Source organism: Actinoplanes octamycinicus (assembly GCF_014205225.1).
GTDB classification, from domain to species: Bacteria; Actinomycetota; Actinomycetes; order Mycobacteriales; family Micromonosporaceae; genus Actinoplanes; species Actinoplanes octamycinicus.
On the sequence record NZ_JACHNB010000001.1, the window covers coordinates 9,448,785 to 9,462,918 of the forward strand.

10 protein-coding genes are annotated in these 14,134 nt (G+C 74.6%); 8 read left to right on the forward strand and 2 right to left on the reverse strand.

Annotated features, from left to right (window positions below; all coding sequences use genetic code 11):
* Positions 1 to 17: 17 nt before the first annotated feature.
* The gene (locus BJY16_RS42810) at positions 18 to 1,475 is read right to left on the reverse strand and encodes a peptide MFS transporter (RefSeq protein WP_185045417.1); all 1,458 of its coding nucleotides are present in this window, start codon (positions 1,473 to 1,475) and stop codon (positions 18 to 20) included.
* 205 nt (positions 1,476 to 1,680) lie between these two features.
* Between BJY16_RS42810 and BJY16_RS42815 the strand changes: the two genes are divergently transcribed.
* The 8 genes from BJY16_RS42815 (at position 1,681) to BJY16_RS42850 (ending at position 12,977) form a co-directional block, all read left to right on the forward strand.
* On the forward strand, positions 1,681 to 2,460 hold the full coding sequence (locus BJY16_RS42815; RefSeq protein WP_203759303.1) for a phytanoyl-CoA dioxygenase: 780 nt from the start codon (positions 1,681 to 1,683) through the stop codon (positions 2,458 to 2,460).
* Positions 2,461 to 2,715: 255 nt separating this feature from the next.
* On the forward strand, positions 2,716 to 3,561 hold the full coding sequence (locus BJY16_RS42820; RefSeq protein ID WP_239177952.1) for a macro domain-containing protein: 846 nt from the start codon (positions 2,716 to 2,718) through the stop codon (positions 3,559 to 3,561).
* Between the two features lie 33 nt (positions 3,562 to 3,594).
* The gene (locus tag BJY16_RS42825) at positions 3,595 to 4,332 is read left to right on the forward strand and encodes a Crp/Fnr family transcriptional regulator (RefSeq protein WP_239177947.1); all 738 of its coding nucleotides are present in this window, start codon (positions 3,595 to 3,597) and stop codon (positions 4,330 to 4,332) included.
* 282 nt (positions 4,333 to 4,614) lie between these two features.
* Entirely contained in the window at positions 4,615 to 7,413 is a 2,799-nt protein-coding gene (locus BJY16_RS42830) for an AAA family ATPase (protein ID WP_185045420.1), read from the forward strand.
* A 92-nt stretch (positions 7,414 to 7,505) separates the two neighbouring features.
* Complete coding sequence (locus BJY16_RS42835) at positions 7,506 to 8,936, forward strand: FAD-dependent monooxygenase (protein WP_185045421.1); 1,431 nt, start codon at positions 7,506 to 7,508, stop codon at positions 8,934 to 8,936.
* Between the two features lie 75 nt (positions 8,937 to 9,011).
* Positions 9,012 to 9,620, forward strand: coding sequence for a hypothetical protein (locus tag BJY16_RS42840; RefSeq protein ID WP_185045422.1), 609 nt, complete (start codon positions 9,012 to 9,014; stop codon positions 9,618 to 9,620).
* A gap of 1 nt (position 9,621) precedes the next feature.
* Positions 9,622 to 12,216 carry a CHAT domain-containing protein gene (locus tag BJY16_RS42845; protein ID WP_185045423.1) on the forward strand — a complete coding sequence of 865 codons (2,595 nt, stop codon included), beginning with the start codon at positions 9,622 to 9,624 and terminating at the stop codon, positions 12,214 to 12,216.
* The gene (locus BJY16_RS42850) at positions 12,213 to 12,977 is read left to right on the forward strand and encodes a hypothetical protein (protein WP_185045424.1); all 765 of its coding nucleotides are present in this window, start codon (positions 12,213 to 12,215) and stop codon (positions 12,975 to 12,977) included. Before BJY16_RS42845 ends, BJY16_RS42850 begins: the two co-directional genes overlap by 4 nt.
* On the opposite strand, the gene BJY16_RS42855 is transcribed toward BJY16_RS42850, so the two are convergent.
* Positions 12,965 to 14,068 carry a serine hydrolase domain-containing protein gene (locus BJY16_RS42855; protein ID WP_239177946.1) on the reverse strand — a complete coding sequence of 368 codons (1,104 nt, stop codon included), beginning with the start codon at positions 14,066 to 14,068 and terminating at the stop codon, positions 12,965 to 12,967. The two genes, BJY16_RS42850 and BJY16_RS42855, sit on opposite strands and share 13 nt — an antisense overlap.
* Positions 14,069 to 14,134: the final 66 nt, after the last annotated feature.

The following is a 14,134-nucleotide window of genomic DNA, read 5'->3' on the forward strand; positions in this document are numbered from 1 at the left end:
CGCACAGTGCCGGTGGGTCAGCGGACGCCACCCATCAACCGGGTGATCGGCCGGGCCGCCGCGGCCAGCGCCACCCCGAGCAGGATCGCCACCAGTCCGAGCACCCCGAAGTACGCCGTCTCGTGCTCGGCGCTGTAGAACGTGGCGAGCGTGCCGGACGCGGCGGTGCCCAGCGCGATCGACAGGAAGAACAGCGCCACCATCTGGGTGTGGAAGGCGTGCGGCGCCAGCTTGGTGGCCAGCGACAGCCCGACCGGCGAGAGCAGCAGCTCGGCCACCGTGAACACCAGCAGGATGCCGGCCAGCGCGATCAGCGGGGTGCTGTTCGGCCCGCCGCCGGCGAACGGCAGGAACAGCAGGAACGCCACACCCATCAGCGCGGTCCCGGCGGCGAACTTGATCGGGGTGGACGGCTGCCGGTCGCCGAGTTTGGTCCACAGCGCGGCGAACACCCCGGACAGGACGATGATGAAGACCGGGTTGATCGACTGCACCCAGGAGACCGGCATCTCCCAGCCGGCCACATCGCGATCGAGGCGTTCGTCCGAATAGATCGTGACAACCGTGAATTGCTGCTGATACAGCGACCAGAAGGCGGCGCTGGCCAAGAACATCGGCAGGAACGCCACCACCCGGCGCCGTTCGGTCCGGTCCAGTTTGTGGCTGGTCAGGATCACCGTGAAATACGCGGTGGCGGCCAGCACGCTCAGCACCACCACCACCGTGGACAGCCGGTCCGCGGTCATCCAGGTCAGCGCCGAGACCACGATGGCGGTGACCGCGGCCAGGATCACCACGATGACCACCGGGCGGCGCGACGCGGGCAGCGGGTTCGGCACCTCGCGGCCCGCCGCCGGCAGGTTGCGGCGGCCCAGCGTGTACTGGGTCAGGCCGATCGCCATGCCGACCGCGGCCAGCCCGAATCCCCAGTGGAAGCCGGCGGTCTCCTGCAGCAGGCCGGTGAGCAGCGGCCCGGCCAGCGCGCCCAGGTTGATGCCCAGGTAGAACAGGGAGAACCCGGCGTCGCGCCGCTCGTCGTGCTCGTCGTAGAGGCTGCCGACCATCGAGGTGGCGTTCGCCTTGACGCCACCGCTGCCGACCGCCACCAGCATCAGGCCGACCCCGACGCCGAGCAGGCCGGGGAGCGCGGCCAGCGCGATGTGCCCGCACATCACCAGGATCGCGCTGAGGAACAGCACCCGCTCCGAGCCGAGCAGCCGGTCGGCGACCCAGGCGCCGAGCACCGTGGAGAGGTAGACGGCGCCGCCGTACGCCCCGACGATGCTGGTCGCGGTGTCCTGGTTGATGCCCAGGCCGCCCTCGGCCGCCGAGTAGTACAGGTAGATCAGCAAGATCCCCTGCATGCCGTAGAACGAGAAACGTTCCCACAGCTCCACGCCGAACAGGTTGGCCAGCGCCGGAGGCTGCCCGAAGAACGTCCGGCCGGTGCGCGCCACAGGTGCGGTATCGGTCATGCCGATGACTCCACTCTGACATCGACCTCGGTGAAGCCCATCACGTACCCGCCGGAGACCCGGGACAAAACCGCTTTCCGGTACGAATGGTCGTACCGGAAAGCGGTTTCGCTCTCAGCAGTCGCCGCCGGGCAGGACCTGCGCCGGCTTGAGCGCGCCGCGAAATGCGTCGACACGGTCCGCTGCCGTGGCCAGGATGGGCCGCGTGGATGTGGACGGGTTCGTGCGGGACGGGTGGACTGTGGTCCGCGGGGCGTTCGACGCGGCCACCGCGGCCGCCTGCCGGGAGATCATCTGGGAGCGGCTGGGCGAGCACGGGGTGCGCGCCGACGACCGCGGCACCTGGCAGCCACCGCTGATCAGGATCGGCACCCCGGCCGGTGAGCCGTTCCGGCGGGCGGCGGCCTCCCCGGCGCTCGTCGCGGCCTACGACGAGCTGATCGGTCCCGGCCGCTGGGCCGCGAACCCGGACATCGGCGGCACCGTCCCGGTCCGCTTCCCGTCCGAGGACTTCCCGGGCGAGATCGGCTGGCACATCGAGGGCTCCTGGTGGGGCGGCGACGACTGGTGGGCCGATGTCCACTCCCGAGCGCGCGGCCTGCTCGCCCTCTTCCTCTTCTCCGACGTCGGCCCGGACGACGCGCCCACGAAGCTGATCGTCGGCTCGCACCGCTACGCCGCCGCGGCCCTGGCCACCAAGGGCGAGGCGGGCATGCCCGGCGGCGATGTCGCCGCCCTGCTGCGCCCGTCCACCTTCTGCCGGACGACCGCCGAAGCCACCGGCTCGGCCGGCGACGTCTACCTGTGCCACCCGTTCATCGTGCACACCGCCACCTGGCCACACCGCGGCACCGAGCCCCGCATGATGGCCCAGCCGGCGATCAACGCCGCCGGCTTCACCCTGGACGGCTCCGACCCGTCCCCGGTCGCCCGGGCCATCGTCGAGGGCCTCACCGACACCAGCCAGCTCCGTCCCCTCCCCTGACCAGCGACGCGCATCCTCCCGGTACGGGGTCGTCCGTCACGGCCCCGGGGGCGTTTCGTCCGCGTCCTCCCGGGGCCGTGACGCCACCAGGCGGAGCGAGGCGCCCGGGAAGGGCACCGCCGCCAGGAACTCGACCAGGCCCCCGTCGAAGGTGGGCCAGTCCTCCCGTCGGATGTCACGGTGGTGGACACCTGAGCGGGCGCGGGCGTGGACAGGATCGCCCGGAGCGGTCAGGATCCGGGGGTGCGGTGGGTGATGACGGCGCGGGGGCTGCGGCGGTGGGCGATCCACTCGTTCGCCGCGTTCGGGGTGGCGGCGCTGCTGCTGCAGTCCTATCAGGCGATCTGGGACAGACCGCTGTGGCCCGGGCACGCCGGCCAGGTCGCGGCCGCGGTCGCGATCGCCTCTGTGCTGTACGGGCTGGTCCGCACCCGCCCGGCGAAAGCCGTGGTCCGGGACCTGAGACGGCCCGGGTGCCGGATCGAGGTGGTGCCCGGCGACCTGTTCGAGCAGGACGAGTCGCACCTGGTCATCGGGTTCACCGACACCTTCGACACGGACGTGACCGACGACCGGGTGGTGCAGGCCGGCAGCGTGCAGGGCCAGTTCCTGCGGCGCGTCTACGACGGTGACCAGCGCCGGCTCGACGCCGAGCTGGAGAAGCTGCTGGCGGCCGAGCCGGTGGTCGCCGAGCTGACCCGTGCGACGAAGCCGTACGGAAAACTGCGTCGTCATCTGATCGGGACCGTTCTGGTGCTGGGTGACCCGCGCCGGCATTTCTTCGCCGTCGCCTACAGCCGGATGGGGCCGAACCTGGTCGCCCAGTCGTCGGCGGATCAGCTCTGGCAGAGCCTGAGCCGGCTCTGGGCGGCGGTGCACGAGCACGGCCAGCGGCGGCCGGTCGCGATGCCGGTGGTCGGCGCCACCCTGGCCCGGGTGGACGCGCTGGACCGGGAGGCGCTGCTGCGGCTGATCCTGCTGTCCTTCGTGGCCGCCTCCCGCGACCAGCTGGTCACCACCCGGCTCCGGGTGGTGCTGCGCCCGGACGAGTTCGCCGAGGTGAACCGGGCCGAGCTGCAGGCGTTCCTCGATTCGATCTGAGTCGAAGCAGCCGTTGCCGGTGGGCGAGCGGCCGTGGTTGAGTGGACTCGCCACGACGTCCTGGGGGTAATCGTGACCGCTGCCGCGCCTCGCCGGCCGAACCCCTGGGCCCCCGGCACCTTCCTCGGCAGCCTGCCCACCGAGGTGGCCCTGGCGCTGGTCGCCGACAGCGTGAAACGCCCCTTTCCGGCCGGCCGGGCGCTGCTCCGCGAGGGCGACCGGGACACCCACGTCGTCCTGCTGATCCGTGGCTTCGTCAAGGCGACCACCGCGGTCGACGGGGTGGAGACGCTGCTCGGCATCCGGATCCCCGGCGAGGTGGTCGGCGAGATCGGCGCGCTGACCGGTGAGCCGCGCACCGCGACCGTGACCGCGTGCGGGCCGGTCACCGCCGGGCAGGTCAACCGGGGCGACTTCGAGGCCTTCCTGCGCCGGCGGCAGGACGCGTCCGCGCTGATCGCCGCGGCGATGGCCCGGCAGCTGCGGTGGGCGAACCGGCGGCGGACGGACTTCGCCGCGTTCCCGGCGCACATCCGGCTGGCCCGGCTGCTCGCCGAGATCGCCGACGTGTGCGGGCGGCCCCGGCCGGACGGCGGCGTCGAGATCGCGGTGCCGCTGAGCCAGCCCGACCTGGCCTCGATGATCGCGATCGCCCAGGCCACCGTCCAGAAGGCACTGCACGAGCTGCGCGACGCCGGGCTGATCGCCACCGGATACCGCCGGCTGGTGATCACCGATCTGGAGAAGCTGAGGCTCGCCGCCGAGTTGTGACCCGGGAATTCCGGAGAACCCCTACCAGTAGGAGATCCGGCGTCCCCGGCGAGCCCACCATCGAGCGGTGAGAGTCGCGGCGTCCGTTTCCAAAACCGGACATCCGGCTGATAACCGATGTCATCCCGGCGAGAGTGATGCGCCGGACGACGAGCGGGTAAACCCCTTGAGGCAATTAACTTGATCACTCCAGCGGACCAGAATCGGCAGTCCACCCTCGGACCACGGCGAGCACGCGAGGGAGCACACACTGGACACCCACGGACGCGGCGGGGCACCGTCGTGAGCGGCCCGATCGTCGGCCGCGCCCGCGAGCTCGCGGTGCTGCACCAGGCGCTCGACGACACCAAGGACGGCCGCGGCGGCTGCCACGTGATCTTCGGGCCGCCCGGCATCGGCAAGTCCCGGCTGCTGCTGGCCGCCGGCGACCACGCCGACGAGCGGGACATCGCGGTGGCCGCCCGGGAGGCGTTCCGGCACGACCTGGCCGCGCCGCTGGTCACCCTGGCCGGCGCGCTGCGCGCGTGCAGCCCGCCGACCGGCGACTTCGCCTGGCTGTCCGGCGTGGACGACCACCCGACCGGCAACTATGCCAAGATCCACCGGTTGCGCGACTCGCTGGAGCGGTTCGCGGCCGCGCAGCCGCTGCTCATCGTGATCGACGACGCGCACTGGATGGACGAGCTGAGCGCGCTCGCCGTGCGCGAGCTGGTGCCGGCGCTCGCCTCGTTCCCGGTCCGCTGGCTGCTGGCCAGCCGCACCCAGCCGGCCGACACCCCGGGCGGGCAGACGCTGAGCTGGTTGTCGCAGCGCGGCACCCCGATCCACCTGGACGTGCTCGACGACGAGGCGACCGAGCGGCTGTGCGTCGAGCGGATCGGCGCCCGGGTGGACAACACCGTGCTGGCCCTGGTGGCCGGGTGCGGCGGTTTCCCGCTGCGGATCGAGCAGCTGCTGGACGCGCTGCTGGCCACCCGGCAGATCATGGTGGCCGACGGGATCGCCACGGTGGTCGGCGAGGACCTGCCGTCCAGCTTCGTCGCCACGGTCCGGGAGATCGTCGGCAGCCTGTCCGCGGACGCCCAGCGGCTGCTGCGCTCGGTGTCGGTGCTGGACCGGCCGTTCGACATCGAGAGCGGGGCCCGGCTGATGGGCAGCCAGGACCCGGCCGAGCTGTTCGGGCTGATCGACGAGGTGACCACCTCCGGGCTGCTGGTCGAGGACCAGGACGGGCTGGTCTTCCGGCACGCGCTGGTGCACCAGGCCGTACAGAACAGCCTCGGCAACTCCCAGGCGCAGCTGCTGCACGGCAAGGCGGCGGTGCTCGCCCGGGAGCGCGGCCGGCCGACCGCGGAGATCGCGGGTCATCTGCTGCGCAGCGGGCGGGTGGGGGCCGGCGCGGCGGTCGAGATGCTGCGCGGCACGGCCGCCGGGGTCGCGGCAACGGCCCCGGCGACCGCCGCCGACCTGATGCTGCAGGCGCTGCAGGCGATCGGCGAGCACGACCCGGCCCGGCCGGCGATCATCGCGGACACGGTCGGCCTGCTCGCCTCGGCCGGCCGGGTGTCCAAGGCGCACGAGCTGGGCATCGAAGCGCTGCGCGCGGAGCTGGACCCGGCCACCCGGGCGACCATCCAGCTCGGCCTGGCCGAGGCGTTCAAGCACGCCGGGCAGAACGCCAAGGCCGCCGAGTTCGCCGAGGACGGGCTGAACCAGCCGAAGATCGCCGAGGACGTCCGGGCCCGGCTGCACGCGGTCCGCGCACACGCCACGTTCTACCTGGACGATCTGACCGCCGCGGACGCGGCCGGCGCCGAGGCGGCCCGGATCGGCCGCGAGCACGAGCCGGGCGCGGCGGTGTTCGGCCTGACCGCGCGCAGCCTGGTGGCCGGGGCGGAGGGCCGGCTGGACGAGGCGCTCGGGCACGCCAGCCGGGCCACCGAGCTGGCCGACACGGTGCGCGGGCCGGCGCTGCACCGGCACCCGCGGATCTGGCTGGCGAACGCGCTGATCGCGCTGGACCGGTTCGACGAGGCGGAGCAGGCGCTGCGCCGCGGCCGGCAGGAGTCGGACGCGCTGGGCACCGCCTGGGCCCAGCCGCTCTGGCACTACCACTGGGCGGCGCTGCTGACCGCCCGCGGCCGGCTCGACGACGCGGTGGCCGAGGCCGACGCCGGGGTGACCACGGCGGAGCAGCTGACCGCGTACCAGCTGGCCGTCCCGCTGCTCGGCACGCTGGTCAAACTGGCCGTGCTGCGCGGCGACCCGGATCAGGGCCGCGGGCTGCTGGAGCGGATGCGCGAGCTGCTCGGCACCGGGATCACCGCGGCGCCGGAGGACGTGATCTGGCCGGAGGCCACCCTGCTGCTCGCCGAGGGCGCCACCCGGGAGGCGTTCGCCCTGCTGCCCGGCCTCTACGACACGGCGGTCGAGCGGCCCACCCTGATCGTGCAGCACCCCGGGATCGCGGCCACCCTGGTCCGGCTGGCCACGGCGGTCGGCGACCCGGGGCGGGCCGAGGCGATCGCCGCGAGCGCGGCCGGGCTGGCCCGGCGCAACCCGCAGTCGCACGCCGCGGCCGGGGCGGCCGAGCACGCCATGGGGGTGCTCGGCCGCGACCCGCGGCGGCTGCAGGCGGCCGTGCAGCGGTTCCGGCTCAGCCGGCGGCCGCTGGCGCTGGCCGCCGCGCTGGCCGACGCGGCCGAGCTGGCCCGTGCGACCGGCACGGCCGGTGACCGGGCCGGGGTCCGCGGCTGGTACGACGAGGCCCTCGGCCTGTGCGCCTCGGCCGGCGCGCACGGGCTGCGCCAGCGGCTGGAGTCCGGCCTCGGCGCCTGGCTGGGCGCCGTGCTGCCGGAGCCGCCGCCGGACCAGCGGGAGACCTGCCTGCCCTCGCTCTCCCCGGCCGAGCGGCCGGTGGCGCTGCTGGTCGCCCAGGGGATGACCAACATCGTGGTGGCCCGGCAGCTGAACCTGTCCCCGCACACCGTGGACAGCCACCTCCGCAAGATCTTCATGAAGCTGGACATCCGCAGCCGCGTCGAGCTGGCCGCCCTGGTGGCCCGGGAATGTCACGGCTGATCCCGTGGACGCGTGATGTGCCGGGCGACCGTTCCGGCCCACGATGACGGTAGGTGCCCGCGATGTGCCGGGAAGGACCGGAATTGAGTGACATGCCCGCATCCCGTACGCCGGTGCTCGTGGTCGGCGCCGGCCCGACCGGCGCCGTGCTCGCCCTGGAACTCGCCCGGCACGGCGTGCCCAGCCTGGTCGTCGAACGGGCCTCCCGCCCACCCCGGCACCCGGAGCTGAACGTGGTCGGCGGCCACACCCTCGACCTGCTGCGGCGGCTCGGCGTGGCCGAGCGGATCACCGCGGCCGGCCTGGACCCGGACGGTCACGACACCACGGTGTGGAGCCGGTCGATCGGCCGCCGCCCGGTGGCCACCGCGCCGCTGCCGGCGCCCGACCGGCCGCGCCCGGACGAGTCGCGGGTGCTGCTCACCGGCACCGACCTGGTGGTCCGGCTGCGCGACGCGGCCCGCGCCCACCCGCTGGTCGACCTGCGCGAGGGCTGGATCTTCACCGATCTGTGGCCGGTCGCCGGCGGTGCCATGGCGACTCTGCTCGACGGGCACACCGGCACCCGGCACCGGGTCCGGGCCGAGCACCTGGCCGGCTGCGACGGCGCGCAGAGCACGGTGCGCCGCTGCCTGGGCGTGCCGATGGACGAGGCGCTGACCACCGCGTCGTACTACACGATCCACTTCCGCAGCGACCACCTGGCGCGCCGGTTCCCGGAGCCGGCCACGCTGATCGCCGACGGGATCGCGCTGACCCGCTGCTCCGGGCCCGGCATGTGGCTCGGCCACCTGCCGCTGGACCGGCCGGACGCGGAGAGCGCCGACCCGATCGCGCTGCTGCACAGCAAGCTCCCGGCCGCCCTGGCCGCCTCGCAGATCCTCGAGGTGTCGCAGTGGCCGGACCCGCTCGGTGTGGCGCACACCTACCGGCGCGGCGCGGTGTACCTGGCCGGGCAGGCCGCGCACACCCTGCACCCGCCGAGCACCACGGTGGACACCTGCCTGGGCGACGCCGTCGACCTGGGCTGGAAGCTCGCCGCGGCGGTGCACCGGTGGGCCGGGCCGGCGCTGCTGGACAGCTACGAGCAGGACCGCCGGCCGCTCGCCGTCCGGGATCGCCGGCTGCTCTCCCGGGAGCTGGCCACCCGCCGGCGGTTCGGCCGGCTGGCCGCGGCCGGCGCGTCCCGGGAACGGCTCGCCGGGGTGCTGCTGCGCGACCAGCTCCGGCACGCCGGGAGCGGGACGCCGCCGCGGCTGCCGACCGACCGGCTCGGCCCGCAGTTCACCCTGGTGGACCTGACCGACGCCGGCAGCGGGCGATCACTTGTGGACCGGGCCCGCGATCGCGGGATCCCGATGACCCGTCTCGTGGTGGCCGACCCGGCCGTGCGGGACCGCTGGCCGGGCAGGTTGTTGCTGGTCCGGCCGGATCAATTGGTGGCGTGGCAGTCGGCCGGGGAGGTGTCCGACTGGGACGGCGTCCTCGATCGGGTGACCGGCTGTCCGTCCAGGATCACGTGAACACGTGATGCGTCTCCGGGGCCGTCCCGGACACGCTGATCGGGCGACCACGCCTTGGCGAAAAGGACTGGGGACATGACGACGGCAATCGCGGATCTGAACAACACCGTCGTGGGCGGGTGGGTACGGCGGCTCGCCGGCAACGCCTCGCCGCGCCGGAACCACTGGAACACCCGGACCACGTACTACCGGGCGGCGGTGACGGTCCTGAACGCCGCGCCGCGGACCGCGGTGACCTGGAAGTCGGTCGTCGCGGCGGCCCAGCCGCACGGGTGCCGCAGCACGTTCTACGAGGTGGCCGGCGCGCACGCGCGGCACCGGATGATCGACGACCTGATCGGCGACGGGCGCACCGACTCGCTGCAGATCGCGCTGCGCTACCTGCGGGCGGACGCCGTCGACCAGCTGATCGACGAGGCGAAGGTCTGGTCGTTCTGGCTGCACCGGCAGCAGCTGACCCGCCGGCTGACCACCCGGATGACCACCGACCAGCTGGAGAACGAGCTGCTCGCCGAGGTCACCGCGTGGGCGCGGCGGCGGCCGGCGCTGGCCCGGGCGATCGACAACGCCCCGCCGGCCTGCGCCGTGGAGGACCTGACCGTGCTGCACGGGCGCCGGTTGTCCGGGACGCAGGCGGCCCATCAGCTGACCGAGGTGGTCCGGACCGCGACGGCCGGTCACTGACTTGCCGAGGGGACCGTCCGGGCCGCTGGTGCGCCTGGTCGGCCGCCAGGTCGAGGCGGCCGAGCGGGACCGGGCGGCGGGAGATCAGCTGGCCGCCCGGGACCGGTACGCCCGGGTGCTCGACCGGCTCCGGCGTGGACCGTCCTGGTGGCACTCGCCGCTGACCCGGCTGCTCTGGGCGCAGGCCACCGCGGACGCGCTGACCGTGCTCGGCGAGATCGACATGGCGCGCGGCCGGCCCGACCTGGCCCGCCCGTCCTTCGAGGCGGCCCGCAGCCGGTACCGGGAGATCGTCCACGAGACCTCCGAGGACTTCGCGACCGTGCTGAACAACCTCGGCGTGGTCTACGAGCAGCTGGGCCTGCTGGCCGAGTCCGAGGAGGCGCTGCGCCAGGCCGTCCGGTTCAGCCGGGACCCGCGGGCCGCGCTCAACAACCTGGCGCTCACCCTGCAGGCCGCCGGCTACCCGGACGCGGCGTTCGACGCCCTGGACCGGGCGGCCGCGCTGACCGGGCCGGACGACTCGCTCGGCTGGATGCTCGACGGCGAACGCGCCTTCCACCTGATGTACCGCGGCGACTTCGCGACGGCGCTGGTCCGGCTGGCCGGCCGCTACGAGCAGGCGCGCGATCCGGTCGACGCGGCCTACGCCGCCGGGAACCTGGCTCAGGCGTACGCCGCGCTGCACGACCCGCCGCGGGCCCTGGACTGGCAGCGCCGCGCCGTCGACCTGCGCCGCCGGTGGCAGCCGGACTCGCTGCCGCTGGCGATCAGCCTCTACAACCTGGCTGACACGCTCGCCGGCGACGGGCAGCACGCGGCCGCCGAGGAGCCGCTGACCGAGGCCGTCCGGCTGGCCGAGGCGATCGCCCCGCACGGCCCGGAACTGGCCGGGATGCGCGCCGCCCGGGTCTGGCAGCTGCTCGAACGAGGCGAGCCGGCCGCCGCCGCCCGGCTCGGCGAGGAGGCGCTCGCCGCGCTCCCGTCGGTCACCCGAAAGGCGATCGGCCTGCTGCTCGCGCTCGGCGTCGCGGAGGACGACCAGGGCCGGCCCGGGCGCGCCCGGGAGCACTTCGACCGAGCGAGAGCCATCGGTACGGCCATCTCCCCGCTGCTGCCCGAACTGCTCTGGATCGAGACCGCCCTCGGCCGGCACCTGCTCGACGGCGGCGCCCCCGCCGAGGCGGCCGGCTGTTTCGACCGGGCGATCGCGGTGGCCGAGAGCCTGCGCCCCGGGTCGGCCGCCGAACCCGGCCTGGAACGCCTCTTCGGCTCGGCCCGGTCCGCCTACCACGGGCGGATCGAGGCCGCCTGGCGCGACGGCGGCCCGGCCGAGGCCGCGATCGCCTTCCACGCCGCCGAGAGCTTCCGTGCCCGCACCCTGGCCGAGCTGCTCGGCGGCGCCGGGCAGCGGCTGACCGGCGAGGCCGCCCGGATCGTCGGTGAGCTGGACCGGACCCGGTCCGAGCTCGGTGCGATCTACCGGGGCGCCGGCGGTGACCCGGGGCCGCTGGAGGAGCGGGCCGAACGGCTGCGGCTGCGGCTGCGGGCCCTCGACCCGCGGACCGCCGACCGGGAGGCGCCCCGGGCGTGCACGCTCGCCGAGGTGCGGGACGCCCTGGCCGACGGCGTCACGGTGGCGGTCTACGAGGTGACCGACGACGGGGTGTTCCTGTTCGGGGTGAGCCGCGACCGGTTCACCTTCACCCGGCTGGAACCCGGCGCCGACCAGCTCGGCACGCTGGTCGAGGCGGTCGCGGCGGCCTGCGCCGACCCGGACAGCGCGGTGCCGGCGGCCGAGCTGCGCCAGCTGGGCGAGTGGCTGCTGCGCCCGATCGCCGACCGGCTCGGCAGGCTGGCGGTCTGTCCCGGCGGGGTGCTGGCGCGGCTGCCGTTCGAGGCGCTGGAACTGGACGGGGTCGCGCTGCTGGAGCGCTCGGTGGTCTGGTCGGTGCCGTCGGCGACCGTGCTGACCCGGTTCGCCGCCGCCCCGCGGCGGGCGCCCGGACGGCCGTTCGCCGGCTTCGCGATGGCCGCGACCCCCGGGATGGACGCGCTGCCCGGGGCGGCCCGGGAGGTGCGCGCCGCCGCCGAGATCCTCGGCACCCCGGACGCCGTCGACCTGGCGCCGACCGCCGCGTCGATCCGGGCCGGGGCGGCCGGCGCCCGGTACGTGCACCTGGCCATGCACGGCTCGACCAGCGACACCCAGCCGCTGTACTCCGGCTTCCCGCTGACCGGCGACGAGTTCCTGTACGCGTACCAGATAGCCGATTTTGATCTTGCTGCCGAGCTGGTGGTGCTCTCCGCGTGCGAGACCGCCACCGGCGCGTCGCGGGCCGGCGAGGGCGTGGTCGGGCTGGCCTACGCGCTGTTCACCGCGGGGGCCCGGGGGGTGCTAGTGAGCCGCTGGCCGATCGCCGACCCGATCGCCGCCCGGCAGATGAAGGTCCTCTACCGCGACCTGGCCGACGGGCAGCCGGCGGCCGTCGCGGCCCGGGCGGCGGCGCTGCGGATCCGGCGCACCCGGCCGCACCCGCGGCACTGGGCCGCCTTCCACCTGATCGACCTCAGCACCGGAGGGACCTCCGCATGATCACCGTGGATCGGCCGACCGAGCGTCGCACCGCCTGGCTGCAGTACCTCGTGGTGGTGCTCACCTTCACCGGGCTGCTCTGGTTCACCGTCGGCAGCCTCCGCCTGGTCCTGCTGCTGTTGCCGCCGCTGCTGCTGATCGCCGGATACCGGTCCTGGCTGGTGGAGCGCCTGTCCCCCCGGCTCGCGCAATACTACGGGCACGCGGTGGTGGCCGGCGCGGCCGACCGGATCGTCCGCCAGTTCGCCACCAACGACCACCTGTTCGAGCAGTGGACCGCCGCCGGGGCGCCGGCCTCCCGGCTGGTGGCGGCGCACCCCGACCAGATCACGGCCGGCATGACCAGGCTGCGGGCGGCCGGTCCACCGGCGCGCCGGATGCGCCCCGCCGCCCGCGCCGCCAACCGCACCACGGCCGCGGCGCTCGGCCTGACGCTGGGCGCGGTCCTCGGCCAGGCGCCGATCGGGACGCCGACCCTGCCGATCGTGCTGGCCCTGGTCGTCGTCTTCCGCGTGGTGGTGAGCGTCCGCAACCGCGGCCAGCTGGCCCGGGTCGCCGGCGCCATGCGCACCAACACCCGGGCCGAGCTGACCGCGCTGCTGAACCCGCCGTGGACCGACCGCCGGATCGCGGTGGTCGAGGAGCTGCGCCGCCTCCTCGACCCGGCGCCGCACCCGGCACGCCTGCCCGAACTCCGGCTGATCGAACTCCTGCTGATCGGCGGCGCCCTCATCGGGGCGGTGGTCAGCTACCTGCTCTGACAGATCAGGTCGTCGAGCAGGGTCAGCTGCCGCTGGACGACCGCCCGGTCCCGGTCCGGGTCGGCCAGCTCGGTGGCCAGGTAGAGCACCGTCGAGCGGCGCCCGCCCGGACCCGCCGCGGCGAGCGTGCTCATCCCGGGCATCGAGCCGAGGTGCGCCCACGCGCCGCCGCACCGGTTCGGGATCCACATCACGCCGAGCCCGTAACGGATGCCGGGCCGCAGCGCCTGGAAGTCGTCGGCCGGCACGGTCCGGTGCAGCTCGGCCAGCTGTCCCGGCGGCAGCAGCCGGCCCCGCTCCAGCGCCTGCCAGAAGCCGGCCAGATCGGCCGGGGTGCTGACCAGGCCGCCGGCCGCGCCGGTCACCGTCGGGTTGAACTCGGTCGTGCCGACCAGCGGCCCGCCCGGCGCGAACTGCTTGCTCGCCTCGGCGTGCGGCCGCGGCAGGCTCACCCGGTCGCCGGGGTAGAACGTGTGGGTCAGCCGCAGCGGCGCGAGGATCCGGGACCGCACCGCGGCCTGCCACGGGCGCCCGGTGACCCGCTCCAGCAGCATCCCGGCGACCAGGTAGTTGGTGTTCGAATAGCTCCACCGGGTGCCAGCCGGGAACAGTGGCGCGTGCCGCATCGCGGTCGCCACCAGGTCCTTCTCGGCGTAGTGGTCGAAGCGGTGCGCCGCGAACCCGTCGGCCGACTGCCAGACGGTCAGGTCGAAAGTGGGGTCGTAGAGACCGCTGGTCTGCTGCAGCAGGTGCCGCACGGTGACCCGCCGGCCGTCGTTGCCGTTGCCGTCCACCACCCCGGGCAGCCAGCGGTCGACCGGATCGTCCAGGCCGATCCGGCCCTCCCCGGCGAGCTGCAGCAACGCCACCGCCACGAAGGTCTTCGTCACGCTGCCGATCCGGAAATACCCGTCGACCGGCGCCGCGCCGCTGCTGGCCGCGACCGCCCGGCCGCCGTCCCGGACCAGCCCCTGCACCCCGGTGATGCCGAGGCCGTGCAGGTCGTCCACCCCGTGCCGCAACACCGCGGCGGTCCCCGGGTGAGCCACCGCGGGCGCCGGCACCAGCACCCCGGCCATCACGATCGCCACACCCCTGCGAATGACAGCGGAAATCCTCACATCGATGCCCCATTTCCGTTCGAAGGATTGCCCTCA

Excerpts from the sequence above, each read along its gene's own strand:
- BJY16_RS42810 (WP_185045417.1), bottom strand. The coding sequence starts at position 1,475 with ATGACCGATACCGCACCTGTGGCGCGCACCGGCCGGACGTTCTTCGGG.
- BJY16_RS42820 (WP_239177952.1), top strand. The coding sequence starts at position 2,716 with ATGACGGCGCGGGGGCTGCGGCGGTGGGCGATCCACTCGTTCGCCGCG.
- BJY16_RS42835 (WP_185045421.1), top strand. The coding sequence starts at position 7,506 with ATGCCCGCATCCCGTACGCCGGTGCTCGTGGTCGGCGCCGGCCCGACC.
- BJY16_RS42840 (WP_185045422.1), top strand. The coding sequence starts at position 9,012 with ATGACGACGGCAATCGCGGATCTGAACAACACCGTCGTGGGCGGGTGG.
- BJY16_RS42850 (WP_185045424.1), top strand. The coding sequence starts at position 12,213 with ATGATCACCGTGGATCGGCCGACCGAGCGTCGCACCGCCTGGCTGCAG.